27 protein-coding genes are annotated in these 25,621 nt (G+C 59.7%); 10 read left to right on the forward strand and 17 right to left on the reverse strand.

Annotation, left to right across the window (positions count from 1 at the left end):
• Positions 1-7 precede the first annotated feature (7 nt).
• Positions 8-793 (reverse strand): adenosylcobinamide-GDP ribazoletransferase, encoded by a 786-nt coding sequence (gene cobS / locus FAA97_RS01535; RefSeq protein ID WP_136596769.1) that lies wholly within the window; start codon positions 791-793, stop codon positions 8-10.
• Positions 794-917: 124 nt separating this feature from the next.
• On the opposite strand from cobS, the gene cobT reads away from it, so the two are divergent.
• A complete protein-coding gene (cobT, locus tag FAA97_RS01540; protein ID WP_136596770.1) occupies positions 918-1,940 on the forward strand; it encodes a nicotinate-nucleotide--dimethylbenzimidazole phosphoribosyltransferase in 1,023 nt (340 codons plus the stop codon).
• Complete coding sequence (locus tag FAA97_RS01545) at positions 1,933-2,355, forward strand: diacylglycerol kinase (RefSeq protein ID WP_136596771.1); 423 nt, start codon at positions 1,933-1,935, stop codon at positions 2,353-2,355. Before cobT ends, FAA97_RS01545 begins: the two co-directional genes overlap by 8 nt.
• On the opposite strand, the gene FAA97_RS01550 is transcribed toward FAA97_RS01545, so the two are convergent.
• Positions 2,356-3,891 carry a sensor histidine kinase gene (locus FAA97_RS01550; RefSeq protein WP_136596772.1) on the reverse strand — a complete coding sequence of 512 codons (1,536 nt, stop codon included), beginning with the start codon at positions 3,889-3,891 and terminating at the stop codon, positions 2,356-2,358. It lies immediately after the preceding gene.
• Positions 3,892-4,080: 189 nt separating this feature from the next.
• Here FAA97_RS01550 and FAA97_RS01555 point away from each other — a divergent pair, with 189 nt between their 5' ends.
• Positions 4,081-4,761, forward strand: coding sequence for a uracil-DNA glycosylase family protein (locus tag FAA97_RS01555; RefSeq protein ID WP_136596773.1), 681 nt, complete (start codon positions 4,081-4,083; stop codon positions 4,759-4,761).
• Positions 4,762-4,802: 41 nt separating this feature from the next.
• Positions 4,803-5,291, forward strand: coding sequence for an Lrp/AsnC family transcriptional regulator (locus FAA97_RS01560; RefSeq protein WP_136596774.1), 489 nt, complete (start codon positions 4,803-4,805; stop codon positions 5,289-5,291).
• Between the two features lie 26 nt (positions 5,292-5,317).
• On the opposite strand, the gene FAA97_RS01565 is transcribed toward FAA97_RS01560, so the two are convergent.
• Genes FAA97_RS01565 through FAA97_RS01575 form a run of 3 tightly spaced genes read right to left on the reverse strand, consistent with a single transcriptional unit; the run spans position 5,318 to position 7,455 of the window.
• Positions 5,318-5,671, reverse strand: coding sequence for a hypothetical protein (locus tag FAA97_RS01565; RefSeq protein ID WP_136596775.1), 354 nt, complete (start codon positions 5,669-5,671; stop codon positions 5,318-5,320).
• 17 nt (positions 5,672-5,688) lie between these two features.
• Positions 5,689-6,597 (reverse strand): NAD(P)-dependent oxidoreductase, encoded by a 909-nt coding sequence (locus FAA97_RS01570; RefSeq protein WP_281281289.1) that lies wholly within the window; start codon positions 6,595-6,597, stop codon positions 5,689-5,691.
• A 36-nt stretch (positions 6,598-6,633) separates the two neighbouring features.
• Positions 6,634-7,455 carry a class I SAM-dependent methyltransferase gene (locus FAA97_RS01575; protein ID WP_136596777.1) on the reverse strand — a complete coding sequence of 274 codons (822 nt, stop codon included), beginning with the start codon at positions 7,453-7,455 and terminating at the stop codon, positions 6,634-6,636.
• Positions 7,456-7,580: 125 nt separating this feature from the next.
• Here FAA97_RS01575 and FAA97_RS01580 point away from each other — a divergent pair, with 125 nt between their 5' ends.
• The gene (locus tag FAA97_RS01580; protein ID WP_136597672.1) at positions 7,581-8,312 is read left to right on the forward strand and encodes a DUF2270 domain-containing protein; all 732 of its coding nucleotides are present in this window, start codon (positions 7,581-7,583) and stop codon (positions 8,310-8,312) included.
• 3 nt (positions 8,313-8,315) lie between these two features.
• Here the strand turns inward: FAA97_RS01580 and FAA97_RS01585 are convergent, their stop codons facing one another.
• The 4 genes from FAA97_RS01585 to FAA97_RS01600 all read right to left on the reverse strand — a co-directional run bounded on the left by FAA97_RS01585 (position 8,316) and on the right by FAA97_RS01600 (position 11,261).
• Complete coding sequence (locus FAA97_RS01585) at positions 8,316-8,582, reverse strand: usg protein (protein WP_136596778.1); 267 nt, start codon at positions 8,580-8,582, stop codon at positions 8,316-8,318.
• A 164-nt stretch (positions 8,583-8,746) separates the two neighbouring features.
• A complete protein-coding gene (locus FAA97_RS01590; protein WP_136596779.1) occupies positions 8,747-9,577 on the reverse strand; it encodes an ABC transporter permease in 831 nt (276 codons plus the stop codon).
• Positions 9,574-10,377, reverse strand: a complete 804-nt coding sequence (locus FAA97_RS01595) for an ABC transporter permease (protein WP_136596780.1) — start codon at positions 10,375-10,377, stop codon at positions 9,574-9,576. The genes FAA97_RS01590 and FAA97_RS01595 overlap by 4 nt, the downstream gene beginning before the upstream one ends.
• Before the next feature lie 110 nt (positions 10,378-10,487).
• Positions 10,488-11,261, reverse strand: coding sequence for an ABC transporter substrate-binding protein (locus FAA97_RS01600; protein ID WP_136596781.1), 774 nt, complete (start codon positions 11,259-11,261; stop codon positions 10,488-10,490).
• Positions 11,262-11,608: 347 nt separating this feature from the next.
• Here FAA97_RS01600 and FAA97_RS01605 point away from each other — a divergent pair, with 347 nt between their 5' ends.
• Positions 11,609-13,924, forward strand: coding sequence for an OmpA family protein (locus FAA97_RS01605; protein ID WP_136596782.1), 2,316 nt, complete (start codon positions 11,609-11,611; stop codon positions 13,922-13,924).
• 84 nt (positions 13,925-14,008) lie between these two features.
• Here FAA97_RS01605 and mobB read toward each other — a convergent pair whose 3' ends face one another.
• From mobB to moaA, 4 genes are all read right to left on the reverse strand, one after another.
• Positions 14,009-14,530 (reverse strand): molybdopterin-guanine dinucleotide biosynthesis protein B, encoded by a 522-nt coding sequence (mobB, locus tag FAA97_RS01610; protein WP_136596783.1) that lies wholly within the window; start codon positions 14,528-14,530, stop codon positions 14,009-14,011.
• Positions 14,527-15,156, reverse strand: a complete 630-nt coding sequence (mobA, locus tag FAA97_RS01615) for a molybdenum cofactor guanylyltransferase MobA (protein WP_246041313.1) — start codon at positions 15,154-15,156, stop codon at positions 14,527-14,529. The genes mobB and mobA overlap by 4 nt, the downstream gene beginning before the upstream one ends.
• An 18-nt stretch (positions 15,157-15,174) precedes the next feature.
• Positions 15,175-16,080, reverse strand: coding sequence for a DMT family transporter (locus tag FAA97_RS01620; RefSeq protein ID WP_136596784.1), 906 nt, complete (start codon positions 16,078-16,080; stop codon positions 15,175-15,177).
• A gap of 454 nt (positions 16,081-16,534) precedes the next feature.
• Complete coding sequence (gene moaA / locus FAA97_RS01625; RefSeq protein ID WP_136597674.1) at positions 16,535-17,530, reverse strand: GTP 3',8-cyclase MoaA; 996 nt, start codon at positions 17,528-17,530, stop codon at positions 16,535-16,537.
• A 190-nt stretch (positions 17,531-17,720) separates the two neighbouring features.
• Between moaA and FAA97_RS01630 the strand changes: the two genes are divergently transcribed.
• Entirely contained in the window at positions 17,721-18,083 is a 363-nt protein-coding gene (locus FAA97_RS01630) for a gamma-butyrobetaine hydroxylase family protein (protein WP_136596785.1), read from the forward strand.
• On the opposite strand, the gene FAA97_RS01635 is transcribed toward FAA97_RS01630, so the two are convergent.
• Positions 18,064-18,561 carry a MarR family winged helix-turn-helix transcriptional regulator gene (locus FAA97_RS01635; protein ID WP_136596786.1) on the reverse strand — a complete coding sequence of 166 codons (498 nt, stop codon included), beginning with the start codon at positions 18,559-18,561 and terminating at the stop codon, positions 18,064-18,066. The genes FAA97_RS01630 and FAA97_RS01635 overlap by 20 nt on opposite strands.
• 43 nt (positions 18,562-18,604) lie before the next feature.
• Here FAA97_RS01635 and FAA97_RS01640 point away from each other — a divergent pair, with 43 nt between their 5' ends.
• Together FAA97_RS01640 and FAA97_RS01645 are read left to right on the forward strand one after the other, a co-directional pair.
• Positions 18,605-19,531 carry an alpha/beta hydrolase gene (locus FAA97_RS01640; RefSeq protein ID WP_136596787.1) on the forward strand — a complete coding sequence of 309 codons (927 nt, stop codon included), beginning with the start codon at positions 18,605-18,607 and terminating at the stop codon, positions 19,529-19,531.
• Positions 19,532-19,593: 62 nt separating this feature from the next.
• Positions 19,594-20,202: a pyridoxamine 5'-phosphate oxidase family protein gene (locus tag FAA97_RS01645; RefSeq protein ID WP_136596788.1), complete on the forward strand. Its 609-nt coding sequence runs from the start codon at positions 19,594-19,596 to the stop codon at positions 20,200-20,202.
• Positions 20,203-20,217: 15 nt separating this feature from the next.
• On the opposite strand, the gene FAA97_RS01650 is transcribed toward FAA97_RS01645, so the two are convergent.
• Both FAA97_RS01650 and FAA97_RS01655 read right to left on the reverse strand, forming a co-directional pair.
• Entirely contained in the window at positions 20,218-21,279 is a 1,062-nt protein-coding gene (locus tag FAA97_RS01650) for a GGDEF domain-containing protein (protein ID WP_136596789.1), read from the reverse strand.
• Positions 21,280-21,471: 192 nt separating this feature from the next.
• Positions 21,472-23,082, reverse strand: a complete 1,611-nt coding sequence (locus FAA97_RS01655; RefSeq protein ID WP_484237555.1) for a fumarate hydratase — start codon at positions 23,080-23,082, stop codon at positions 21,472-21,474.
• Positions 23,083-23,247: 165 nt separating this feature from the next.
• On the opposite strand from FAA97_RS01655, the gene FAA97_RS01660 reads away from it, so the two are divergent.
• Positions 23,248-24,120 (forward strand): GGDEF domain-containing protein, encoded by an 873-nt coding sequence (locus tag FAA97_RS01660; RefSeq protein WP_136596791.1) that lies wholly within the window; start codon positions 23,248-23,250, stop codon positions 24,118-24,120.
• A 54-nt stretch (positions 24,121-24,174) separates the two neighbouring features.
• Here the strand turns inward: FAA97_RS01660 and fumC are convergent, their stop codons facing one another.
• Positions 24,175-25,563 (reverse strand): class II fumarate hydratase, encoded by a 1,389-nt coding sequence (fumC, locus tag FAA97_RS01665; protein WP_136596792.1) that lies wholly within the window; start codon positions 25,561-25,563, stop codon positions 24,175-24,177.
• Between the last annotated feature and the right edge of the window lie 58 nt (positions 25,564-25,621).

Genomic DNA, 25,621 nt, shown 5'->3' on the forward strand with positions numbered 1-25,621 from the left:
CGTTGCGCTAGATTAGGAACGCAAGAGAAACCAGAAAGGCCATTTCCGCCACCTGCTGCGTCGCACCCAATGTGTCACCCGTATGCCCTTCAAGTCTGCGTCGAACGTATCGAGTGAAGGCAAAAACGGTCATGCTGCTGGCAACGATCGCTGCTGTGAGACTTGCTGGAGGTATCAGGAAGACCAGAAGCAGGACCACGAGTGCTGCGCCAAGACCGTAAGATTGGCGCGCGGACGAGGCGGAGGGGGCGCCGACGGATGCTGCAACGCCTGATGATCGCGCACCGGGGAGGCTCGCCCAATGCCAGACTATGGCGGTTCGGCTGAAGGCGGCGCTTCCAAGCACCACACATGCCGCCGCAAGAGGACTTGTCTCCTCTATGACGGTGGCGAGCGCCGTTGCGCGCAGCGCGATGGACAGGATGAGCGCGACCGCGCCATAGGTGCCGATCCGGCTATCCTTCATGATCTCAAGTGCGCGCTCCTTGTCGCGCCCGCCGCCGAGACCGTCGGCCGTATCGCAAAGGCCGTCCTCGTGGAGGGCGCCGGTCAGCAAGGTCAGCACCGTCACGGCAACAAGGGAAACGAGAAGGGCCGCGTGCGTCGTCTCTGCAAGCAGCAGCACAGTCAGGGCAGAGGGAAGGGCGATGACGATCGCGGCGAGCGGGAAGGCACGCACGGTGTCCGACAGGCTTCCGTCATGGCCGACGAAAAATTTGTCCGGCATCGGAATTCGGCTGAGAAATGCGACCGCTCGCGCCGTTTCCGCCATAGTTTCCCGCCAAAGCGACATTTCAAACTTCCATTGCGACTGGGGCGACCGGAACTGCCTTTTTGGTGTTGAGCCTGCCCGACAGGGTGATTAAGAGAGTGGCCAGAAAGCATGATTTGCAAGACGAAAACAAGGATACTGCGCGATGAGCGTGACCGGTCTTCCCTTTGATGATTTTCGCAGGCTCATTCGGGATCTGCCCGGTCCGGATACGGCGGCGCTGGTCGCTGCGCGCGACCGCGACCGGCAATTGACCAAGCCGCCCGGCGCCCTTGGCCGCCTGGAAGAGATCGCCATGTGGCTCGCGGCCTGGAGTGGGCGCGCGCCAGCGGTCAATCGTCCGCTTGTAGCGATCTTTGCCGGCAATCACGGCGTGACGCGCCACGGCGTTACACCGTTTCCGTCGTCGGTGACCCAGCAGATGGTTGAGAACTTTGCAGCCGGCGGCGCTGCGATCAACCAGATTTGCGTCACACACGATCTCGGCTTGAAGATCTTCGATCTTGCGCTCGATTACCCCACCGGTGACATCACGTCCGAAGCGGCGCTCTCGGAACGCGATTGCGCCGCGACCATGGCATTCGGCATGGAGGCCATCGCCGGTGGTACGGACCTCCTCTGCATCGGCGAAATGGGTATCGGCAATACGACGATTGCGGCGGCCATCAATCTGGCGCTTTACGGTGGCGAGGCGGAAGACTGGGTAGGGCCTGGCACAGGCTCGGAAGGCGAGGTGCTCCAGCGCAAGATTGCCGCGGTCAAGCAGGCGGTTGCGTTCCATCGTGAGCATCTGGGCGATCCCCTGGAAATCCTGCGTCGGCTTGGCGGTCGCGAGATCGCTGCCATGGCAGGTGCAATCCTGGCCGCCCGCATGGAGCGGATACCCGTCCTTATCGACGGGTATGTTGCAACATCTGCGGCAGCAATTCTGAAGGCTGCCAATCCGGCGGCGCTCGATCATTGCCTGATCGGCCACGTGTCGGCAGAGCCGGGCCATCTGCGCGCCATCGAACAGCTCGGCAAGACGCCTTTGCTGGCACTTGGCATGCGTCTTGGCGAAGGCACGGGGGCCGCGCTGGCGGCAGGCATCGTCAAGGCCGCGGCGGCTTGCCATTCGGGTATGGCAACCTTCGAACAGGCTGGCGTGAGCAACAAATCCAATGACTGATTTTCAGGACAAGTCCGCAGCCGAGCCGCCTTTAGCTGCGAAGACCATCCGCAAAAAGACCGGCATTGCACATCTGTTTGCAGCGGGCCAGTACTCCGCCCAGGGCTTTCGCCGCCTGATTGCAGAAGCGGCGTTCCGCCATGAATTGCTGGCCTTCGGCGTTGGGCTTTTGCTGCTCGTGCTCGTTGGAGCATCGCTGTTCGAGTTCGTGGCTTTTGTCGTTCTGATGCTGTTGATGTTCTGTGTCGAGGCGTTGAACACCGCAATCGAGGAACTGGTCGACCGCATCTCGCCGGAAATCTCGACGGTGGGACGCAATGCGAAGGATCTGGGATCGTTTGCCGTCTTCTGTCTCATCGCTGCCAACGCTGTATTCGTCGGCTACGTCGTTTTCACGCGGCTCTTTGGCGCCTGATTAGGCAAATTGCCGGCGACGAGGCTCGACGGCTTTGGCGTCGCTTACCGCCGGCAAACTTTCGAGAACACGGCTGGCTGGCAGGATCGCGATGACTTCCGTGCCTTCGCGCAGTTTCGATTTAAGTTTGAACTCGCCGCCATGCTTGGCCAGGATCGCCTGAACGATCGGCAGGCCAAGCCCGGTGCCTTGCTCGGCGCTCTTGATCGCAATCGACCCCTGACCAAAGGCCGACAGGACGATCGGGATCTCGCTTTCCGGGATTCCGGGTCCATTGTCGCGGATGGATATGTATTGTCCGCCACCGGCGGTCCAGCCAGCCTTTACCTTGATCTCTCCCCCTTGAGGCGTGAATTTCACAGCGTTGGACAGCAGGTTGAGGACGACCTGACGCATCGCCTTCTCATCGGCCCATAGCGGGGGCAGGGCCGGTTCGAACTGTTCGTGAATGGTGATGTTCTTGGACTTGGCTCTCAGCTGGATCATGCCGATCGATTCCTCGGCGAGGTCGAGCAGCGAGACCGTTTCTTCGCTGAGCTCGTACTTGCCTGCTTCGATGCGCGACAGATCGAGGATTTCGTTGATCAGATCGAGAAGGTGCTTGCCCGAGCGGTGGATATCGCCGGCATATTCCTTGTAGAGCGGGTTGTTGAGCGGGCCGAGCACCTCCGTTGCCATGACTTCGGAGAATCCGAGAATGGCGTTCAGCGGTGTGCGCAATTCGTGCGACATGGACGCAAGGAAGCGCGATTTCGCCATATTGGCATCTTCTGCCCGGCGTCGCGCTTCGTCTGACAAGGATTTTGCCACTTCAAGCTCGGCAATCAGGTCGTCTTTTTCCGTCTGGAAGGACAATAGCTTCAGATTGGCCTGATGCAGTCGGTTCGTGATGTAGATGAAGAAAACCAGGGCCGTGCTGAAAGCAGCGGTCAGCCCGTAGTCAAGCTCCATCCCGTCGTTGACGGCGACATAGACCAGCGCCACGACCGTCGGCAGGAAGCTGAACAGAACGGCCTGACGCAGCAGCATCGCGCCCATGGCGGTGATGGAGAGCGCCAGGAGCAATACGGCACCCTTGAAGGAAATGAAGGCTGTGGGTTCGCAGGTATTGCAGGTTTGCAAGGCAAATAGCGCCCAGGCGCCGCCCATGGCAAGTTGCGAGATGAGGATGATCCGGCGCCAGCGGCCTTGATTGGCCGGCGTGACGCCACCGCGTGAGGCGCGGCGGACGAGGAAGATGCCTGCGGCATGGATGGTGAGCGCCAGGACCGCCCAGAGAAAGAAATGCGGTTGCTGAGAGATGTAGGTTCCGGCGCCGGCAACCAGCAAGATGATGACCGGCATGACGGCAGCACCTTGCAGCGTTGCCGCTATGTGCATCGCCAGAATATCGGCATCGAAGGTGGGTGACAGGCCCATTCCCGTCTGCAGGCGATCCCGGGTTGCGCGCACAGCTTTGGTCGCGGCGGATCTGCGGTGTCCGCGCGTCAGGTCGACTACATTCTTGTCCGTCGAAGGTGCTGCGTCGTCACTCATGAAACTTGCAGTGGTTGATCATTCCTTGCGACCCTATCTCTCAATTCTTAAGAAGATCCTCTCGGGGAAGGCTTTGTTTGCCATAGATGCCAAGGTTTCCTTCATGACATCTGGGGCCATGACCTTGGCGAGACAGGATCCGGCCAGTGCTGTTTTGCCGGCTGCGGGTCAAGGTGAAAGAGGTTAAAGATGACGGCTGAATCCGCATCACGGACCGGCGCTTGCGGGGTCGATGGGTTAAGCGAGGCTATCGCGCGATGCCGGATTTGCCGGGATAATCCGGCCGGTGGCGCGGCGTGTCGTTTGCCGCAAGAGCCGAGGCCCGTGGCCGTGCTGTCGGCAACGGCGCGGGTGATGATTGCCGGGCAGGCACCCGGACTTCGGGTGAACGAGACGGGGCTGCCGTTCAACGACGCCTCGGGCGATCGATTGCGGTCGTGGCTCGGTATCGACAGGGCGACGTTTTACGATCCGGCCAAGTTTGCCATCGCTCCCATGGGGTTCTGCTTTCCAGGCTATGATGAGCACGGGCATGACCTGCCGCCAAGGCGGGAATGCGCGCCTCAATGGCGGGACGCCGTCATGGCGTCCATGCCGCAGGTCGAACTCATTCTGGCGATTGGCCAATATGCGCAGCGCTATCATCTGGGCCCGCTTCGTCAGAAGACCATGACGCAGACGGTCGAACGCTGGCGCGACAGCTTTCTTTCCAATCGTCCGGGACCACGTATCCTGCCCCTGCCGCATCCAAGCTGGCGCAATACGGGCTGGCTGAAGCGGCACCCCTGGTTTGAAGAGGAGGTCTTGCCTGTGCTGAAACGGGAAGTTTCCTTGTTGATAGGAGGAAATGGTTTTCCAACTGGACCCTGAATCGCGCTATATCGGAGAAATTCAATTTTCAGGAACGGCCCATGGATCGTCTAGACCGAAAAATTCTTCGCATTCTTCAGGAAGACTCGACCCTGGCAGTTGCCGATCTCGCCAAGAAGGTCGGGTTGTCGACCACACCGTGCTGGCGGCGCATCCAGAAGATGGAGGAGGACGGTGTCATCCGTCGCCGGGTGGCCCTGCTTGATCCGGTAAAGGTCAACACCAAGGTCACGGTCTTCGTTTCGATCAGGACCTCCAGCCATTCGATTGAATGGTTGAAGCGCTTTTCCGAGGTGGTGTCTGAGTTTCCGGAAGTTGTCGAGTTCTATCGCATGAGCGGCGACGTCGATTATCTGCTGCGCGTGGTCGTTCCGGATATCGGCGCATACGACGCCTTCTACAAACGGATGATTGCCAAGATCGAGATCCGCGATGTGTCCTCGGCCTTTGCGATGGAGCAGATCAAGTATACGACCGAGCTTCCGCTCGACTACATGATCCTCGACAATCAAAGAAATGGCGAGGACTGAGGTCTGATCCTCGCTCCATGTGGGCATCAGAAATCGGCATGGAATGTCACGATGACCGTTTCCCATGCTGAATAGGGCGCGTAGGCTTCCAGCCCTTCAAATGGTGCGCATCGGACCACGGCCCTGCGGGCGGATTCGGCGAGGGCTGTGCGATGGCCGTCGGCTTCGGGCGGATTGAGGATTTCAGGCTCGGAGCGCAGATGTCCATCCGGCAGCAAGGAGACCCGGATCCGCGGCGAATAGCGGATTTCGCCTTCGCTCGCCGGCGGAACCCAGCAGCGCTTAATCCTCGTGACCAGTTCCTGTCCAGCCGGATCGAGATCTTGGGCGGATGCTCCGACGGGAAGCAAGGCAAGCGATATCAGGAGCATGCGCCGCAAGGCGCAGATTGGCCGCCTCATTTGGCCTGAAGTCGCGCCAGCAGCGATGAGGTGTCCCAGCGCTGGCCGCCGAGCTTTTGCACTTCACCGTAGAACTGATCGACCAGAGCCGTGACGGGCAGGGTAGCACCATTCCGACGTGCTTCTGAGAGCACGATATCGAGGTCCTTGCGCATCCAGTCAACGGCAAAGCCGAACTCGTATTCTCCGCGGTTCATCGTCTTGTGGCGGTTTTCCATCTGCCATGAGCCAGCGGCCCCCTTGGAGATCACGTCAACGACCTTCTCGATGTCGAGGCCGGCCTTCTTGCCGAAATGGATCCCTTCCGCGAGCCCCTGAACGAGGCCAGCGATGCAGATCTGGTTGACCATCTTCGTCAGCTGTCCTGCGCCGACCGGCCCCATCAGGCCGACCATGCGGGCATAGCAGTCGATGACAGGTCTGGCCTTCTCAAAGGTTTCCGCAGCGCCGCCACACATCACGGTCAAAACGCCGTTTTCCGCGCCGGCCTGGCCGCCGGAGACGGGGGCATCGATGAAGCCGATGGATTTTGCGCCGGCGATTTCGGCAATTTCGCGGGCGACTTCAGCTGACGCCGTCGTGTTGTCGATGAGGATGGCGCCAGGCTTCATGGTTGCCAAAACACCGTCTTTTCCTGTCGTTACCTGGCGCAGATCATCGTCGTTGCCAACGCAGGTGAAAACAAAGTCGGCATCGCGCGCCGCTTCGGCGGGCGTTGGCGCATGGTTTCCACCATGCTGCGCAACCCAACCTTCTGCCTTGGTGAGGGTTCGGTTGTAGACGGTCAGATCATGGCCGCCCTTGGCCTTGAGGTGTCCGGCCATCGGATAACCCATGACGCCCAAACCGATGAATGCGACCTTTGCCATGCCCGTTTCCTTCCCATCTAATTCTGAGGTGCGCACCCAATCGCTGCCGATCGGGAGACGCTTCGATCGATGTCACGCCTCAGCGCGACGCCGCGCGATGACCAGATGACCTGGTGAGGGTTCACCATCCTGCATGCGCACATTGATATCGGTGACTTCGACGATATCGAAGCCCGTGGCATCAAGTCGCTCGCGGACATAGGCTTCCGTGTGCACGAAACGCTGATGCGGTCCGACCATGAAGGGGCGGCCATCCATCACATCGTTGGCACGGGTCTCGGATGAAAAGATGAACAGGCCGCCGGCAACCATGTTTTCGGCGGCACCGAAGAACAACGGTTCGAGCGCGCCCATATAGGGCAACACGTCGGTCGCGGTGATGAGATCAAAGGCCTCTTCATCATTGTCTTCGAGGAAGTCATCGATCTCGGCGACATAGAGTGTCTCGTAGAGGTCCTTTTCGTGCGCCAGCTCGATCATCTTTTCCGAGAGGTCGATGCCGGTGATATCTTCGACCATGTCCCGCAACGTGCCGCCCGTCAGGCCCGTGCCGCAGCCGAGATCGAGCATGCGCTGGAAGGGGCCAAGCCCGAGCGTTTGCAGTCTTTGGCGCACCAGGACCGGAACGGCATAACCGAGCTGTTCGACCAGGATGTCTTCAAAGGCTTCGGCATGCTGATCGAAGAGGGTCGCAACATAGGCATCCGGTGCCTTGGCAGGCGTCTCGCCGCGACCGAGCGATGCGATACGGACTGCGGCGCCTCCGTGATCCTCTGGGTCGATGGCGAGAACTTCCTCATAGGCCTTGACGGCAGCATCGATGTCTCCAGCCTTTTCCAGGCTGAGGGCACGATTATAAGCCTCCGCCAGCGCTTCTTCATCGATCTTGGCCATATCTGGTCTCCTGTTTGCGCAAGCGCATCTCTAAGCGGTTGCTCTATCGCGTCGCCTACGGATTGGCAATCGGCGGAACTCTTCCGCCAGCGGGAGGTTTTCTTTCAAGGAGATGTCTCATGGATATGAAGAGCCCGATCGTTGGCCTGGCCGACCAAGCCCCCAATGCACTGAGCGTGCCGGAAGCGCCGGTGCTGCCGGCGACCTCAGCCGAAAAGGCCAATATGATCATCCACTACTACCGCGGTGAAATGGCGCGGATGACAAGCTGGCGGGATCGTATAGACCGGACGTCGAACTGGGCGATGACGGTGGTCGCGGGTTTGCTGTCAGTTTCCCTTTCGTCAGCCACGTCACACCATGGCGTGGTGCTCTTTGCCATGCTGTTGATTTCCGTCTTTCTGCTGATCGAAGCCCGGCGCTATCGGTTCTTTGACGTCTACCGCGCCCGCGTTCGACAGCTGGAGCGCCACTACTTCTCGCAGGCGCTTTCGCCGCAGTCGGAACTGGTTCCGGATTGGGCAGCAGCGATTGCGCTTTCCCTCCGCAAACCTGTGTTCCTGATCCGCTATTTTGATGCGGTGCGGCGGCGGATCCGACGGAACTATGTCTGGATGTACACCATCCTGGTGCTGGCCTGGGTGTTGAAGATCTCGACGCCGAAACTTCAGGCCGACGAAGCCTCCGCAGCCGTCGTCTCGAACGGCGCGCAGCTGGTTTCGAATGCGCATCTCGGCCCGGTGCCTGGCGGCGCAGTGCTTCTCGCAGTCGGCCTCATTTACCTCGTTATCGTCGCCGTCGCCTTCTGGCGCCCGGCTGACGAAGGGGAGGCGGCCTATGGCGAGGTTCACGTGTAGGCTTTAGTGGAGCACAAAATCGCCCTTCAGGGCGCGCCACTCGGTGGCTGAAATCATCTTGGCATGAACGAAGGAAACCGAGTGAATCGGGCCTTCGATTTCCCTTTCCCAGAATTTCAGGAAGCCGCGCATTTCTGGGAAGTCCGGCGCCAAATCATATTGCTGCCAGATATAGGTCTGCAGCAGAGCCGGATGATCGGGCATGCGATAGAGGATCTGAGCGGTTGTCAGTCCATAGCCCTTCAGCATCAATTCCATTTCACGGTGCATGTGTATGGGTCTCCGATCTCAAGTGTTGGGATCGGCGCGGACGGCGTCTCGCATTCCGCGGCCGACCGGGCCACGGAAACCGTGGACCTTCGACCATGGAAACAAAGTATACTTAAGAGGTTGTTAATTTACGACGCGGGCCAGTCTCAGCCCACCCCGACTGTTCAGCGTCTCAAATGGCGCGTCAAACGCCGCTCGAGGGCAGCCCAGGTGTGGCGCAGAATTTCGACGATCGCCAGATAGAACAAGGCCGCCCAGAGATAAGTCTGATAGTCGAAGGTCCGCGAGAAGGCGTAGCGGGTCTGGCCCATCAAATCGAGAACTGTCACGACTGCGACGACGGCAGACCCCTTGACCATCAGAATGATCTCGTTGCCATAGGGACGCAGCGCCACAATCAAGGCTTGCGGTAGAATGATCTTGAAGAAGGTCACCGGACCAGAAAGACCAAGCGACTTCGCGCCTTCCGTCTGACCGCGAGGCACGCTTTGAATTGCGCCGCGCAAGATCTCCGCCTGGTATGCGGCTGTATTTAAAGTCATTGCGAGCAAGGCGCAGTTCCAGGCGTCGCGGAAGAACCACCAGAGACCGACCGCCTCGATTTCAGCGCGAAATGAGCCAAGCCCGTAGTAGACGAGAAATATCTGCAAGAGCATGGGTGTGCTGCGGAAGACGTAGACATAGGCGTAAGCGGGTGCGCTGAGAACGCTGCGCTTCGACATCCGCGCGAAGGCAACGGGCAGGGAGAGCAGGGCGCCTAGGCCAACCGATGTCACGGTCAGGATCAAGGTGGTCGCAAGACCGTCCAGATAGCGGGGTCCGTACCGCTCGATTTTCTCCATGTCGAAGCCTGCGATCATCGACCAGGCGAGTGCCAGTGCCAGAACGATCCAGAGCCCGATAACGGCAAGCCCGACAACACGAGCAAGGGTCAGGCGCCTGGCCTGGTGCGGTGGTGCTGGGCGGGCGGCGATCATTTCCGTCACATGGCTCATCGGCTGACCTCCGCGCGGTTGGCCCAGTTGGAAACGAACTTCAAGCCGACGGAGGACAGCGAGGCAAGGGCCAGATAGATCAGACAGGCAATGCCGTAAAACAGGAAGGCTTCCTTGCTGACGCGGGCCGCAACGCCTGTCTGTCGCAGGATGTCGGCAAGGCCGATCACCGAGACAAGTGCTGTGTCCTTGAGCAGAACGAGCCAGAGATTGCCCAGTCCCGGCAGCGCAATGCGGATCAACTGCGGAACGATGACAAGCCGCATCGTCAGGCCTTTTGTCAGCCCGACCGCGCTGCCTGCCTCATATTGTCCTGTGGGGATGGCTTTGAAGGCCGACAGCAAGACCTCGGAGGCGTAGGACGAAAACACGACGGAGAGGGCCAGCATGCCGGCAAAGAAGGCGCTGATCTCCACGCGTCCATCGCTACCGGTCCATGAGAGCGCCGATTGCAGCATCATCTGGAAGCCGTAATAGACGATGAAGAGGGTCAGGAGTTCCGGCAGGCCTCGAAAGATCGTGGTGTAGATACCCGCTGCAGCCCGAAGCGACCTTTCCTTGGACTGCATGGCAAGGGCAATCAGGAAGCCAAGCGCCAGGCCGACAGGCAGCGTGGCGACGGCAAGCGAGATGGTGACCTTTACGCCAAGCGCGATCTCGTCGCCCCATCCTGTTGCTCCGCACGACACGAGACTATCGCTCGCCAGCAAAGTGAATACGCCGATCGGGCCGCAAAAGGGGTCGAGAAGTGTAGCCACACCGTTCACCAGTGCGCTGAGTGTATCAGCCACTCCGTCCATGCCATCGTCCCCTTAGGCGGTTGGGCCGCCATGTTTGTCTTTTGTCTGTCAAACGCAAAATGGCGGAAGTGAAAGACCTTCCGCCATCCGCCATTCATGGTGTCAGGCGATCAATTGCCATAGACGTCGAAGTCGAAATACTTCTTGTTGATCTCGGCATATTTGCCGTTGGCACGGATGGCCGCGATCGCAGCGGACAGCTTGTCGGCAAGCGCCGTTTCACCCTTGCGAACGGCGATACCGGCGCCTTCGCCGTTGATTTCAACATCGGTTTCGAGCGGGGTCAGGATCTTGCAGCACTGGCCGGCATCCGACTTGATCCATTCCGACAGCACGACAACGTCGTCGATAACGGCATCGACGCGACCGCCTTCGAGGTCGAGCTTGTACTCATCCGCAGTCGGATAGAGCTTCAGCTCGGAATCGCCCATGTGCTTTTCGGCATAGTTGGCATGGGTGGTGGATGACTGTGCGCCGAGCGTCTTGCCCTTCAGGCCGGCGAGATCGGTGATCGGGCTATCCTTGGGCACGGCGATTGCCGGCGGTGTGTTGTAGTATTTCTTCGAGAAGTCGACCTTTTCCAGTCGCTCCGGCGTGATCGACATGGAGGCGATGATGGCATCGAACTTCTTGGCCTGCAGAGCCGGGATGATGCCGTCCCAATCCTGGGTGACGAATTCGCAAGTGACCTTCATTTCATCGCAAAGTGCGCGTGCGATATCGATGTCGAAACCGACGAGCGAACCGTCAGCCTCAAGCGTGTTGAAGGGCGGGTAGGCGCCTTCCGTCCCAATGATCAGCTTTTCCTGAGCCATCGCCGAGCCGGCAAGCATCGACAGGGCAGCGATGGAAGCGGCTGCCAGAAAACGTGTCGAAATACGCATGTGATCCTCTCTGTTGGTGGGACGCCGCTTGTTCTTTGCAGCGACTGTCCCTGATCGTATGACTATATCGGCCATACTTGGGTCCAATATTCGTCTGGTTTTGCCTCGGAAATCAACCGCAAAGGCGAGTGGTCAGAATTTTTGCACCAGCAATCCTCGCCCAGGCGACAAATTTTGCCGGAATCATGGAGCAAAAGCTTCGACTGTGCGTTCAGACGCGGTTAATTTTCATTTTCTTAGGATCATCGACAAGCTAACCCGACGGGTTCGATACGAGTTTACAACAGCGCTTAGGAAGGTGGACCGATCCACTGGCCATCAGGCGCTCAAGGGAAGGAATGAACTTTATGTTCAAAAACAAACTGCTCAACACCGTGGCGATCCCGGTGCTGACAATGGCTGTGCTTGTCGAGCCGGTCGGTGCAGCGAGTTTCGGTGCGGGTATCGCCAAGCGTTCACAGGCGCAGGGCGCGGAAGAAAAGCTGATCCAGCTGGCGCAGGCTGTGGTTTGTGCGGATGGCAGCGAGGCTGCAGATGCGGAAGCGTGCGCAGCACGCGATGCGCAGGCGGCAGCGGAAGCGGAGGCGAAGGCCCAGGCGGAAGCCGAAGCGCAGGCTGCCGCCGAAGCAGAGGCCCAGGCCGCAGCTGAAGCGGAAGCTCAGGCTGAGGCCCAGCGCCAGGCGGAAGCCGAGGCACAAGCTGAAGCGCAGCGTCAGGCCGAAGCGGAAGCTCAAGCCGCGGCCGAAGCTGAGGCTCAGGCCGAGGCGCAGCGCCAGGCGGAAGCGGAGGCCCAGGCCGCTGCTGAAGCGGAAGCTCAGGCTGAAGCCCAGCGTCAGGCTGAGGCAGAAGCACAAGCGGCCGCCGACGCGGAGGCTCAGGCCAAGGCGGAAGCTGACGCCGAAGCGCAGCGCCAGGCTGAAGCCGAGGCGCAGGCTGCTGCTGACGCTGAAGCGCAGAAGGAAGCCGAAGCGGCTGCCGAAGCTGAAGCAGCAGCAGCAGCAGAAGAGCCTCAGGCTGTGACCTGTGCCGACGGCTCGCAGGCAGCAAGTGAAGCCGAATGCCCGGCCCCTGCGGCACCGGCAGAAGAAGCGCCAGCCGAAGAGGCTCCGGCAGAAGCTGCCCCGGCAGATGAAGCGCCTGCTGAAGAGGCTCCGGCCGAAGAGGCCCCTGCAGAGGAGGTCCCTGCTGAAGAGACCCAGCAACCTGCCGAACAGCAGGATGGCCAGGCTGAGCAGCCGCGCCCCGACAGCACGGATGTTCCGGCGGACCAGATTGAAGTTCCGGCCGAGACGCCCGCCGAGGCCCCTGCGGAAGGTGAAGAGGTTCTCGTTCCCGCCGTTGAGCCGCCGGTTGATCAGCCAGTCGAGGTGATCACCGACACCCGCAGCGCCGAAGAGCAGGAAGCCATCGCCCAGGATCCGTCACAGACGTCCGACACCGTCGTTCTGCCGGTTGAGAATGGCGCGGCTGTGCTCGATAGCGACAAGGATGCCGACAATACCGGCGGGGAAGCCTCTCGCGAACAGCGCTCCGAGCTTCGTGCCCAGGAGGAGGTTGTCGCCGCCCCGGAAAGCGATGCCGCCGCGCAGGCCGAAACGGTTCAGGTGGAGCCGCAGGCGATCCAGGCTGTCGTCACCGAAGATGGTCAGCGGCTGGATGCTCAGCCGACCTTTGAAGTGCCGACAAGCGTCGTCAACAATGCGACGAATGTCACCAACAACACCGTCGTCAACAACGTGACGAACAATGTCACGAACAACAACGTGACGAACAATACAACGATCGTAAATCAGGTAACCGAAGTTCGGGTCGTCGAGCAGATCGACAACCGGACCGTCATCAATGTCGGAAACCAGATTGTCGTTCGCGGTGATGATCGTCAGCGTCTGCGTTACGATGCTGAGGAGACCTACTACGAGGAACTGCCACGCGGTCGGACCCGTGAGACGATCGAGCGCGCTGACGGCAGCAAGCTCGTGACAGTCTACAATCGCTACGGTGACATCATCGTTCGCTCGCGCATCTCGCCACGCGGTCGCGAAACGGTGTTGATGTATTCGCCGGAAGCCGATGGTCAGCGTCCGCGCATGTATGTCGACGTTGGTCTGTCCCTGCCGCCGATGCGTCTCACGGTTCCGGTCGAGGACTACATCGTCAGCACGACCCGCTCGCCGGATCGTGACTACTATGAGTTCCTCGCCCAGCCGCCTGTCGAACGTGTTGAACGCGTTTACTCGATCGATGAGGTGAAGTCGTCAGCCCGTCTGCGTGACAAGGTACGCCGTATCGACCTCGACACGATTACCTTCCCGTCCGGCTCGGCCGAAGTGCCGCTCGAGCAGGCTCGCACCCTGCGCAAGGTTGCCCAGGCGATGGAGCAGTTGCTCGACAAGGATCCTGGCGAAGTCTTCCTGATCGAGGGGCACACCGATGCTGTCGGCTCCGACCGTTCGAACCTCGTTCTGTCGGACCGTCGTGCGGAAACCGTTGCCAACCTCTTGACCGAAGTCTACGGCATCCCGCCGGAAAACATGTCGGTTCAGGGTTATGGTGAGCGCTACCTGAAGATCCGCACGGAAGAGGCCGAGCAGCAGAACCGTCGCGTTGCGATCCGCCGCGTGACCACGTTGGTTCGTCCGGCAAACGTCTCGAGTGCCGACTGATCGATTGTTCAGTTCATTGCAATGAAAAGGGCCGCCGGTGAAAAACCGGCGGCCCTTTTCGATTCCCTCGGGTGACTGGTAGGTTCAGTCCCGTACCGGCAGACCAGTGACCTCGGTGATGAAGTCGGCGATGGCCTTGGTGTCATTGAGATCGAAGGTCGGAAGCTCCGTGTTCTCAACGGCATGGTCTGCAGCGATTGCCCGGATGTGAGGATCGGAGGGAGCCAGCGGGTCTTTCCGAGCGGCATCCCGTCGCCGTGCCTCGATCTTGGGGACCGGTTCGCGCTTGTAGCCCTCGATGAGCACCAGATCGCATGGGGCCAAACGCGCAAGAATGTCTTCAAAGCTTGGCTCTGGCTCGCCGCGCAATTCATGCATGATGGCAAAGCGTGTGCCGGACACGATCGCCACCTCATGGGCACCGGCGTGGCGGTGGCGATAGCTGTCCGCTCCCACCTTATCGATGTCGAAATCATGATGGGCATGTTTGATCGTCGAGATCCTGTAGCCACGCGCCGTGAATTCTTCGACCAGACGAACGGCAAGGCCCGTCTTGCCGGAATTCTTCCAGCCGGCAATGCCGAAAATCCTTGGTTCTTTCGTCATGACCCCTGCTGTTCTACTCGGTCCTGCGCCCATGCCAGATCGGCAGGACTGTTGATGTTGAAGAAAGGGTCCTGTTCGTCGCCATACGCCTCGAAATCCACGAAGTGGTGTGGATGGCGGGCGAGGTAGTCGAACACGCGTCGGGTGTCCGCCCCTCTTAGCCACGCCGCGAGGTCCTCCCATAGGCTGACAGGCCAGAGCCCGATGACCGGGTGCTGCCTCCCCATGGATTGGGCGAGGACTATGTCGCTCGCCGTCTGCAGCTGGCCGGCGAGCCGGGTGGCGAGATCCGCCGGCATGAAAGGCGTATCGATGGGGACGCTCAAAAGATGTGTCGCGGTGTGATTGCGGCGCTTCATGAAGGAAAGCCCGGCAAGGATCCCGGCCAATGGCCCTTGGCGCCCTTCCAGCGTGTCGGGGATCACCAGGTAGTCTGACGGCATATGGGCCGCGTGCATGCGGTTGATCCAGACCTCGCTCACCTGCGGACAAAGCCTAGAGGCGGCATGCTCGATCAATGTCTTCTCGCCCAGTTTCACGAGGGCTTTGTCCTCACCCATCCGGCGTGATGCGCCACCCGCCAGGATCAGGCCAGGGAAACCCGTCTTGTTGAAGGGCGTCGCCAAAAATCTCTCCCCTTGTGCTCAGGCCGGAGAACTCGGTTTGATGTCGGCGGCCAGTGCTGCCTTGCGCTTGTGCTCTCGGTAGAAGGTGTAAAGACCGGAGCCGATGACGATAACAGCCCCGATGAACATATAGCGATCGGGAACTTCGTCAAAAAACGCAAAGCCCAGCAGGACGGCCCAGAGCAGGCTGGTATAGCGGAAAGGCGCGATGAAGGAGATGTCCCCGGTTCGCATGGCCATGATCACGGCCTGATAGCCGGCAAACAGGAAGACGGAAGCAACCGCGAGCGTGGCGAGAGCCTTGCCGGAAACCGGCTGCCAGCCGCCGTAAATGGGCGTCAGAAGCAGGCCGGCCACAGAAATCGAGGCTGCGGTGAACAGGGTGACGGTCAGCGAAGAGATCTTCGCATCGATCTTGCGTGTGACCAGATCGCGACCGGCTGCCGTGATGACGCTGATCACCACATAAAGAGAAGCAATCGTGAAGCCCTCGGGGCCGGGCTTGATGATCACGAGCACGCCGAGGAAGCCGACACAGATCGCCGTCCAGCGCCGCCAGCCCACGGGTTCGCCGAGGAACAGGGCAGCGCCGAGCGTGACGGCAAGCGGCAGGGATTGCAGGATCGCGGATGCATTGGCGAGCGGGACCTGGCCCAGCGCTGACAGGAATGCAATGGCCGCGACGATCTCGAACACGATCCGGGTCATGATCAGTGGCTGCAGGATATTCCTGATGTGATCGAGGGCGCCAAGCCTTCGGGCTACGACATAGACGAGAAGCGTTGTCATCGCACCGCGGATGAACATGACCTGACCTACACTCAGCTCACCGATGATCGATTTCGTCAGGGTATCATTGAATGTAAAGCCAGCCATGGAGATCGCCATCAAAAGGGCGCCGCGGCTGTTGTCTGATAAGGCCATGAAATCAATCCCATTCTTGCGCGGCAGTTGTAGACCAAGCAACGAAGAGTCGAAACCGTCAACTGATTGTGCGCTGCGTCAAAAATGGCTGAGCGGGCTAATCGATGCGAAAGGGCGAGGCCAGAAGATCGTTTCGCGCTCCGTCCTGGGGCGTGCCCCGCCGGGGTGGTCGCTTAGCGCTCACGCCTCAAAGTTCTCATGGGGGTCTTAGATCGTCTGCCGTAAGGTCGCCGAATCGTCTCGAAGATTCTACCGTTCCTGGTGCCGCTCATCCTCTTCATTGCCCGTGTTGGTCTGATCGGTTTCAAGACAGCGACGATTGGTCATATCCACGGGCTTAGCCAGCGTGTGGACCTGCTGATGCAGAAGATTGCCCGCCTCAGCAGGGATGTCGACGCTTCGCCGGGAAGGCGCGCAGGCGCCGATCCGCTTGAGGCATGCAAATGCCGCCGGTTCAGCCGCCGGTGACACTCATGTGTCGAGCGACGGACGGCTTCTTGTGCAGCCGGTCGATAATGAAGTCGTGCCCCTTGGGTTTCCGGGTGATAGCTTCATCAATGGCTGCCGAGAGGTAGGCATCATCCGAAGATGCCCGCAAGGCGGTCCGCAGGTCGGCGGCATCATCCTGGCCCAGGCACATGTAAAGCGTGCCGGTGCAGGTCAGTCTGACGCGGTTGCAGCTTTCGCAGAAGTTATGGGTCATCGGTGTGATGAAGCCCAGCCGACCGCCAGTCTCTGCAATGGTTACATAGCGTGCGGGACCGCCTGTGCGGTAGGGAATGTCGGTGAGTGTGAATTGATCTTCCAGCTTGCGCCGGACGTCCGAGAGAGGCAGGTATTGGTCCGTTCGATCCTCGGAGATTTCGCCCATGGGCATGGTCTCGATCAGCGTCAGATCCATGCCTTCAGAATGCGCGAACTTGAGGAGTTCAGGGATTTCCGTGTCGTTGAAGTCCTTGAGCGCCACAGCGTTGAGCTTGACGGCAATGCCCGCTTTCTGCGCTGCACCTATGCCTTCAAGAACCCGGTCCAGCTCACCCCAACGCGTGATCTGGCGAAACTTTTGCGGATCCAGTGTGTCGATCGAGACATTGATCCGCCGGACACCGCAATCGGCCAGCTCTTCGGCATAACGCGTGAGCTGTGAACCATTGGTGGTGAGGGTCAGCTCTTCAAGTCCGGAGCCCAGATGACGCGACAGGCCGCGCACCAGATGCATGATGTTCTTGCGCACCAACGGCTCGCCGCCGGTCAGACGCAGCTTGCGGACACCCTTGGCGATGAAGGCGGAACAGAGACGGTCCAGCTCTTCCAGGGTCAACAGATCCTTCTTCGGCAAGAAGGTCATGTTTTCGGCCATGCAATAGGTGCAGCGGAAATCGCAGCGATCCGTCACCGAGACACGCAGATAGGTCACCGACCGACCGAAGGGATCGATCATCGGTGACATCGAGTTCGACAAGGCGGTCGCTGCCGACCATGCGCTGGGGGTCTGGTCCAAGTTGCACTCCACTTTTGCACAATGTGGCGTTCGACCCGACCAGCGTCAAGCAATCCTGCGATTTCATTCCGGAATTTGCTTGTCACCGGGATTGGCAGATCCTAACGGTTGCGGCAGCCCCCGACCGAAGGAGTATGCCGTGACCGATATCTGGCCCACCGAAATCAAAGTCGCGAAAAATCGGCAGCTGCTGACGGTGACGTTCAATGATGGAAGCGTGGCGGCGCTGCCGGCCGAGATGCTGCGTGTGCTTTCGCCGTCTGCAGAAGTTCAGGGGCATGGACCCGGACAAAAGGTAACTGTGCCTGGCAAGCGCAACGTCGCAATCCGGGGCGTCGTGCCGACGGGCAATTACGCAGTGCGCATCGCCTTCGATGACGGACATGACACCGGGATTTTTACCTGGACCTATCTGCGCGAACTCAGGCTTACCGGCGATCAGGCCTTTGCCGAGTATGAGCGAGAGCTTGCGACTAAGGGTCTTAGTCGCGATCCTCGCTAGGGTCTGAGCCGCTGCGGTCCGTCTGGGACAGCATTTGCTCGATCAGGCGCTCCATGCTGTTTGCAACGACCCCGCAATCGTCAACAGGAATGGTCGACAGCGTTGCATCGATCAGGCTTGTCTGGATCACCATCGCCTCTTCGGCCAGTTCACGTCCCTGTCCCGTCAGGTGAAGTCGCAGTATCCGCTTGTCCCACTGGTCTGGCCGCCGTTCCAGAAGTCCCCGTTTCTCCATCTGCGGCAGAAGCATGCTCATGTTGGACCGACCGACCAGGAGCTTGCGGGCGAGCTCCTGCTGCGAAATGCCCTCGAATCGATAGAGATTGACGAGAATGTCGAGGTGCGGCGGCTTGATATCGAGCGGCGCGAGGGCCTTTGTCAGGGCCTGTTGCATCAATTGGCAGGCCCGGCCAACGGCAATCCAGCTGCGAAAGCGCGGATGATCCCAGGGCAGGGCTTGAACTTTGTCTGATTTCATCGTTTATTGTTCACCGTTGAACATTATTGGATTTCCGCTGACTATGCCATCTCTGTCCCTTCAGGTCACCCGTCTGTTCATGCGCGGGTTGGAGCGTGTCGCACCGACCCTCTCGGGGCGTGTGGCATTTGCCTTGTTTTGTCGAACCCCATCGCGAAAACCCAAGGGGGTAAAAGCGGTCCGGGCCTTTGCTGCCGGTCGGCGGGCGCTCGCTTCGGCGCGGCGGGTGCAATTGCCTATCGCTTCCGGCACGGTGGGTCTGCATGTGCTCGAGGCGAACCCGGAGGGTGCGGCCCCACCGCGGGTTCTGATCGTCCACGGCTGGGGCTCGCGGGCGGAGTATCTGGCCGAGCTGGCGTTGAACCTCAATGCAGCCGGTGCCGAGGTCGTCATTCTTGATCTGCCCGGGCATGGCGCTTCCAGTGGGCGCAGGCTGGATCTGCATGTCGCGACGGAGGCGATCGTTGCGGCAGATCGGCATTTTGGCGGATTCGATGGTGTGGTCGGGCATTCGTTTGGCGGCGCCTCTGTCATGATGGCGCTCGGTGGCGTTTTCAACGGAGTTGCGCGGCTGCGCACCAGGCGCGTTGTCGTGATCGGCTCCCCATCGAACCTGAACGACGTGATTGTCGGTTTTGCCAAGGTGGTCGGCGTTGGTGAGCGCAGCCTTGCAAGCATGGGGGAGCGCGTGTTCAAGCTTGTCGGCAAGCGTCTGGAGGATCTCGATGCCGTCACTGTTGCGCAACAGGAGCAGACGCCGCTCCTCGTCGTGCATGCAGAGGATGACAAGGAGGTCTCGCCGCAGCACGCGCATCGCTATGCGGGTGCTTCACCCCATGTTCGCCATCTCTGGGCCAATGGGCATGGGCATCGACGAATCGTCAGCGCGGCAGAGGTCATCGAAGCGGTCAAAACCTTTCTCTTGACACCGGAGTGGAGTAGCAACAGCGCGGCAGGCGGACGATTGTAAAACTGTCATCGTTCTGCTTTAGCGCCGGTAGGGCCGCGATGCTCGCGCAGATGGAGGATTTGATGACTGTTGTGACCAGCGTCGAACAGCTAAAGGCGATTTATGGAGATGTGACGGAAGCATCGACCATCAAGGTGACAACGCGCCTGACGCCAGCTTACCGGCAGATGATTGAGGCATCGCCCTTCATGGCTCTGGCGACGGTCGGTCCTGAAGGGTTGGATTGCTCACCGCGTGGCGATCGCGGCCAGGTAGTGCGCGTCGAAAGCGACACGGTGCTTGCCGTGCCCGACCGGCGCGGCAACAATCGCATCGATAGCCTGCTCAACATTGTCAGGGATCCACGCGTTGCGCTGATGTTTCTGATTCCGGGATCTGACAGTGTGATGCGGGTCAACGGAAGGGCGGAGATTTCGGTCGATGCCGCACTCCTCGAAAGCTTTGTCGTGGAGGGCAAGGCGCCCCGCAGTGTCGCTCTGGTCACGATCGACGAAGTCTATTTCCAATGCGCGCGGGCGGTTATGCGGGCAGGGCTTTGGAGCGCCGGCTCGCAAGACGCGGCGGAAGGATTGCCGTCTCCTGGCGCCATGCTGAAATCGGCCAAGGAGAGTTTCGATCAGGAAACCTATGATCGTGAATGGCCGGGCCGGGCTGAGAAAACCATGTGGTGAGCGGGCCAGTCCGCACTATCGGCGGTAGATCAGCCAGCTTTTGCTGAAATCCTTCTTCATGCCGTCCTCAAAGGCAAAGATGCAATTGCGTCCATTGTTCTTGGCGCAATAGAGAGCGGTATCGGCTTTCGCATAGAGCTCGCCCGCATCTTCCGCCTCGCTTGACATGGAATAGCCGAGCGAAATCGTAATCGGCCCGTAATTCACGCCGGTCTTGGAGTTCTTGAAGGGGGTGTGCTCGAGAGCGACGCGGATCTTTTCGCCTATCTGGAACACTTCGTCCGCCGTGTATCCTTCCACGATCACGGCGAACTCCTCGCCGCCTGTGCGGGCTACGAAGCAATCCTTGCGAACATTGGCGCGAATGATGGTGGCGACAGTCGCCAGGATCTTGTCGCCAACGGGGTGGCCGTAGACGTCGTTGATCTTCTTGAAGTGATCGATGTCCGCCAAAATGAGGCTGGCGAGTGGCTTGTCTCCCTTGGCGTAAATCGAGGCGAGCTTCTCGTCGAAAGCGCGGCGGTTCGATATCCGGGTCAGCGAATCGGTGTTGGCGATGCGCTTGTATTCATCGAGCTCGCGCCGGACGGCATCCATTTCCTGGGAGCGCTGCGACATCTTTTCAACCGTCTGCTCACCATGGGCCATGGTGTTTCCGGTCGCGTCGGTCAGGATCGAGATGGCGTTGCGCAACAGATCCGCGCTGGTGGTGCTCTTGGAGCTGATACGGGTATAGGTTTCGCCGAGAAGCCTGTTGTAGCTCTCAAGCGAGGTCTGCTCCTGCTTCATCAAGCGCAGCAGCGCTTCGAGCTCCGAAAGTAGCTTCCCATGGACGCTTTCGATGCGATCCTGGCCATTGCCAAAATAGTGGTCTCTAAGGGCGTCGATTTCGTCCTGCGTCGCGCGACTGCCCAGGGCAGCCAGGTCGCGGGTCAAGGCCGGATTGGAGCCGATATAGGCTTCGTAGAATAATTCGTAGTTTCGCGGGATCGGCGCCACACCCATCGAACGCATCGCGAAGCCGATCTGGCTGGATACGTCGGGAATCTGCGGTTTTGGTGTTTGTGCCGTATTCATTCGGCAAGCTCCAATCTCGACACCCACTATGAGCGTTCAGATTCTGTAGCGTAAAATTCTTGGAAAAGGCTTAACGTACCGACAACCAATTGTTGCTGGTGTGAAATTGCAATGGCCCGAGAGACATCCCTCAGGCCATTGAATTTTTAAGCTAATTATCGATCTCGGGCTGCTTTTTCCCGACGATCGGGACTAGCCCAGATTGAATTCCTGGAAAAAATCGTTGCCCTTGTCATCTGTCACGATAAAGGCAGGGAAGTCTTCGACCTCGATTTTCCAGACCGCTTCCATGCCAAGTTCCGGGTACTCCAGGACTTCGACCTTCTTGATGCAATCCTGCGCAAGCCGGGCTGCAGGTCCGCCGATGGAGCCGAGATAGAAGCCGCCATGCGTCTTGCAGGCTTCGCGCACCGCGCGCGACCGGTTGCCCTTCGCCAGCATCACCATGGAACCACCAAAAGACTGGAACTGGTCGACATAGGAATCCATGCGGCCAGCCGTTGTCGGTCCGAAAGAGCCAGAGGCATAGCCGGTCGGCGTTTTGGCAGGCCCTGCATAATAGACAGGGTGGTTCTTCATGTAGTCGGGCATGCCTTCGCCCTTTTCCAGACGCTCACGGATCTTGGAATGCGCAAGGTCACGTGCCACGACAATGGTGCCCGTCAGCGACAGGCGCGTCTTGACCGGATGCCTGGTCAATTCGGCGAGGATTGCGTCCATCGGCTGGTTGAGATCGATCTTCACCACAGAGGAGGAGAGGGCGGTCTCATCGATGTCTGGCATGTACTTGGAGGGATCGGTCTCGAGTTGCTCGATGTAGATGCCATCCTTGGTGATTTTGCCCTTTGCCTGGCGGTCGGCGGAACAGGAGACGCCAAGGCCGATCGGCAGCGAGGCGCCGTGGCGGGGCAGGCGGATGACCCTGACATCATGACAGAAGTACTTGCCGCCAAACTGCGCGCCAACGCCCAACGACTGGGTGAGCTTGTGGATTTCCTGTTCCATCTCCAGATCGCGGAAGGCGTGGCCGCTCTCGGAGCCTTCCGTGGGGAGGTCGTCGAGATAGCGGGCCGATGCAAGCTTTACGGTCTTCAGCGTCATTTCTGCAGACAGGCCGCCAATGACGATCGCCAGATGGTAGGGCGGACAGGCTGCCGTCCCCAGCGTCAGGATCTTCTCCTTAAGGAAGTCGATCATTCGGTCATGGGTGAGGAGCGATGGTGTGCCTTGGTAGAGGAAGGTCTTGTTGGCGGAGCCGCCACCCTTTGCCATGAACAGGAACTTGTAGGCGTCCTCGCCCTCCTCGTAGAGGTCGATCTGCGCAGGAAGATTGGTCTTGGTGTTCTTTTCCTCGAACATCTTCAGAGGGGCAAGCTGCGAGTAGCGCAGGTTGCGGCGCTCATAGGCGTCGCGAACGCCCTCGGCCAGGGCCTCATAGTCCTTGCCGTCGGTCCAGACAGCGCGTCCCTTCTTGCCCATGACGATCGCCGTACCCGTGTCCTGGCACATCGGCAGAATGCCACCCGCCGCAATGTTGGCGTTCTTCAACAGGTCGAAGGCGACGAACCTGTCATTGTCAGTCGCTTCGGGGTCTTCAAGAATTGAGGCGAGCTGTTTCAGGTGGCCGGGGCGCAAAAGATGGTTGATATCCGAGAGCGCGGTTTCGGCCAGAAGGCGCAGGCCCTCAGGCTCAACGACAAGGATTTCCTGCCCCTTGAATGTCTCGGTCGAGACGAATTCCGAGGTGATCTTGCGGTAGGGCGTGCGGTCCTCGCCGAGAGGAAACAGATCGTCAGCCATCATCGAACCTTTCGTGGCATCGCGGGATTTGCCTGTCGTGTAAGGGGAAGGGCTTAAAATTTCAATGCGGCGAAAGCCGAAGCTTCCGCTTGTCACAGTGGTTGATCTTCGTCAAAGAACAACCAGATCTTAGATTCAAATGCAGATTGCGTAGGAAGGAAATTATTCGTGCAGATTGACAAGCGATCATTGCTGAAGTGGCGTCATTCCATCGTCATCCGTTTCTTCCTCGTGAGCTTTGTCTGCATCCATCTGCCGCTCATCTCGCTTCTGATCGCTTTCAGCTCGATGCCAAATCCGGGTGGCTGGCAGCTGGCGCTGATCGTCTTGTCGGCAACGCTGGTCGGAACGATCGCCTGCCTCGGTGCGATCTGGCACCTGACCGCGCCGTTAAGGACCCTTGCTTCTGTGATCACGGCCTATCGCCACGGAGGACGGTTTGCCGATGAACTGGTGGAGAAGCGCGGCGATGACGAAATCGCTGTGGTGACGCGGGCTGTCTGTGGAATGGTGGGGGAAATTGCGTCGCTGGCCGAGCGTGTAGAGGGGCGGCCGGCGCTCGATCCTCTGACCGGTTTGCTGAATGGCAGTGCTGCCTATGCCTTGCAATTGGAGCGGATGCCGCAAGGTAGTGATCCCACGGCCCCCTTCACGGTTGCGGTCTTCGAAGTGGCGGAATTCGAGGCGGTGCAGACAGAGCATGGCCGCGAGGCGGCGGATCTTGCCCTGGTTGCCGTTGGCGACATTGTGCGTCAGGTGCTGGGGCAGCAGCATGTGACCGCGCGGATGTCGGGCCGGACTTTCGTGATCCTCTTTCCCGGCGATTTGCCCGATGCCGTCGTGACACTTTGCGAGCGCATCCGGTCAGCGGTTGAGAAGCTCGAGGTGTCGCCTCTGAAACGCGGTGAATTGCGAGTGACGTTCGGATTGTCGGTGCGTCAGATGGGAGATGCGATGGCGGATCTCATCCATCGCGCCGATATGGCGCTGTTTCGCGCGCGCGACCTCAATCGCACTGGGCTTGAGGTCTTCCCGCGCTAACAGCTGCCAGAACGCGATGCGCGGCCCTCTCATGTGAGGACCGCGCAAAGATGCTCAGCTCGGGCCGATCATTTTTTCCGGGCGGACATAGGCGTCGAATTCCTCATTGGTGAGGTAGCCGCCGCCAACCGTTTCTTCGCGCAGGGTGGTGCCGTTCTTGTGGGCTGTCTTCGCGATCTTGGCGCAGGTGTCATAGCCAAGTCGACCGTTGAGCGCTGTCACCAGCATCAGCGAGTTCTCCACCCCCTTGCGAATGTTGTCCTCTCTCGCCTCGATACCGACGACGCAATTGTCGGTGAACGAGACGGCTGCATCGCCAAGCAGTTGCACGGACTGCAGGAAGTTATAGGCCATCATCGGATTGTAGACGTTGAGTTCGAAGTGGCCTTGGCTGCCGGCAAATGTAATCGCAGCCTGATTGCCAAAGATATGGGCGCACACCTGGGTGAGGGCTTCCGATTGGGTCGGATTGACCTTGCCCGGCATGATCGAGGAACCCGGCTCGTTTTCCGGCAGCGCCAGTTCGCCGAGACCCGCGCGAGGTCCTGACCCGAGAAAGCGGATGTCATTGGCGACTTTAAACAGTGCTGCCGCCGCGGCATTGATCGCCCCATGGGCGAATACCATGGCGTCATGCGCAGCCAGCGCCTCGAATTTGTTCGGTGCCGTGACAAAGGGCAGGCCGGTGATCGCTGCAATCTCTTGGGCAACCTTTTCGGCAAAGCCTATCGGCGCATTCAGGCCGGTGCCGACAGCCGTACCGCCTTGGGCAAGTTCGTACAGTCCGGGCAGGGTCAGTTCTATGCGCTTGATCGCCGAGGCAACTTGCGCGGCATATCCTGAAAACTCCTGGCCAAGGGTCAGTGGCGTTGCGTCCTGCGTGTGCGTGCGGCCAATCTTGATGATGTCGACGAACGCTTTTGCCTTGGCGTCCAAGGCGCCATGAAGGTGCTTGAGGGCTGGCAGGAGGTGGTGAACGACGTGCTCGGCCGCCGCAATATGCATGGCGGTGGGATAGGTATCGTTTGATGATTGGCTCATATTGACGTGGTCGTTCGGGTGCACCGGTGTCTTTGAGCCCTTTTCGCCTCCCAGCAGTTCGATGGCGCGGTTGGAAATCACTTCATTGGCGTTCATGTTCGATTGCGTGCCGGACCCTGTTTGCCAGACGACGAGCGGGAAATGTTCGTTCAGTTCGCCGCGCAGAACCTCTTCCGACGCTTCAATGATGGCCGCACCCAATTCGGGCGGGAGCTTGCCAAGCGCCATGTTGGCGCGCGCTGCGGCCTGCTTGACGATCCCGAGCGCCCGGATGATCGGCAAAGGTTGCTTTTCCCAGCCGATCTTGAAGTTTCCAAGCGATCGTTCGGCTTGCGCGCCCCAATACCGATCGGCCTGAACCTCGATTTTCCCGAATGTATCGGTTTCCGTACGCGTGGACATGAGTGGCGTTCCTTTCTCGTGGCGGGCGCTGCGTGATGCAGCGCAGCCAATGGTGAAA

Source organism: Peteryoungia ipomoeae, assembly GCF_004912165.1.
GTDB lineage: Bacteria > Pseudomonadota > Alphaproteobacteria > Rhizobiales > Rhizobiaceae > Allorhizobium > Allorhizobium ipomoeae.

Coding starts and splice junctions, on each gene's coding strand:
- cobS (WP_136596769.1), bottom strand. CDS start 793: ATGTCGCTTTGGCGGGAAACTATGGCGGAAACGGCGCGAGCGGTCGCA.
- cobT (WP_136596770.1), top strand. CDS start 918: ATGAGCGTGACCGGTCTTCCCTTTGATGATTTTCGCAGGCTCATTCGG.
- FAA97_RS01545 (WP_136596771.1), top strand. CDS start 1,933: ATGACTGATTTTCAGGACAAGTCCGCAGCCGAGCCGCCTTTAGCTGCG.
- FAA97_RS01550 (WP_136596772.1), bottom strand. CDS start 3,891: ATGAGTGACGACGCAGCACCTTCGACGGACAAGAATGTAGTCGACCTG.
- FAA97_RS01555 (WP_136596773.1), top strand. CDS start 4,081: ATGACGGCTGAATCCGCATCACGGACCGGCGCTTGCGGGGTCGATGGG.
- FAA97_RS01560 (WP_136596774.1), top strand. CDS start 4,803: ATGGATCGTCTAGACCGAAAAATTCTTCGCATTCTTCAGGAAGACTCG.
- FAA97_RS01575 (WP_136596777.1), bottom strand. CDS start 7,455: ATGGCCAAGATCGATGAAGAAGCGCTGGCGGAGGCTTATAATCGTGCC.
- FAA97_RS01580 (WP_136597672.1), top strand. CDS start 7,581: ATGAAGAGCCCGATCGTTGGCCTGGCCGACCAAGCCCCCAATGCACTG.
- FAA97_RS01585 (WP_136596778.1), bottom strand. CDS start 8,582: ATGCACCGTGAAATGGAATTGATGCTGAAGGGCTATGGACTGACAACC.
- FAA97_RS01590 (WP_136596779.1), bottom strand. CDS start 9,577: ATGAGCCATGTGACGGAAATGATCGCCGCCCGCCCAGCACCACCGCAC.
- FAA97_RS01595 (WP_136596780.1), bottom strand. CDS start 10,377: ATGGACGGAGTGGCTGATACACTCAGCGCACTGGTGAACGGTGTGGCT.
- FAA97_RS01600 (WP_136596781.1), bottom strand. CDS start 11,261: ATGCGTATTTCGACACGTTTTCTGGCAGCCGCTTCCATCGCTGCCCTG.
- FAA97_RS01605 (WP_136596782.1), top strand. CDS start 11,609: ATGTTCAAAAACAAACTGCTCAACACCGTGGCGATCCCGGTGCTGACA.
- mobB (WP_136596783.1), bottom strand. CDS start 14,530: ATGACGAAAGAACCAAGGATTTTCGGCATTGCCGGCTGGAAGAATTCC.
- FAA97_RS01620 (WP_136596784.1), bottom strand. CDS start 16,080: ATGGCCTTATCAGACAACAGCCGCGGCGCCCTTTTGATGGCGATCTCC.
- moaA (WP_136597674.1), bottom strand. CDS start 17,530: ATGTCACCGATGATCGATCCCTTCGGTCGGTCGGTGACCTATCTGCGT.
- FAA97_RS01635 (WP_136596786.1), bottom strand. CDS start 18,561: ATGAAATCAGACAAAGTTCAAGCCCTGCCCTGGGATCATCCGCGCTTT.
- FAA97_RS01640 (WP_136596787.1), top strand. CDS start 18,605: ATGCCATCTCTGTCCCTTCAGGTCACCCGTCTGTTCATGCGCGGGTTG.
- FAA97_RS01645 (WP_136596788.1), top strand. CDS start 19,594: ATGACTGTTGTGACCAGCGTCGAACAGCTAAAGGCGATTTATGGAGAT.
- FAA97_RS01650 (WP_136596789.1), bottom strand. CDS start 21,279: ATGAATACGGCACAAACACCAAAACCGCAGATTCCCGACGTATCCAGC.
- FAA97_RS01655 (WP_484237555.1), bottom strand. CDS start 23,082: ATGATGGCTGACGATCTGTTTCCTCTCGGCGAGGACCGCACGCCCTAC.
- fumC (WP_136596792.1), bottom strand. CDS start 25,563: ATGTCCACGCGTACGGAAACCGATACATTCGGGAAAATCGAGGTTCAG.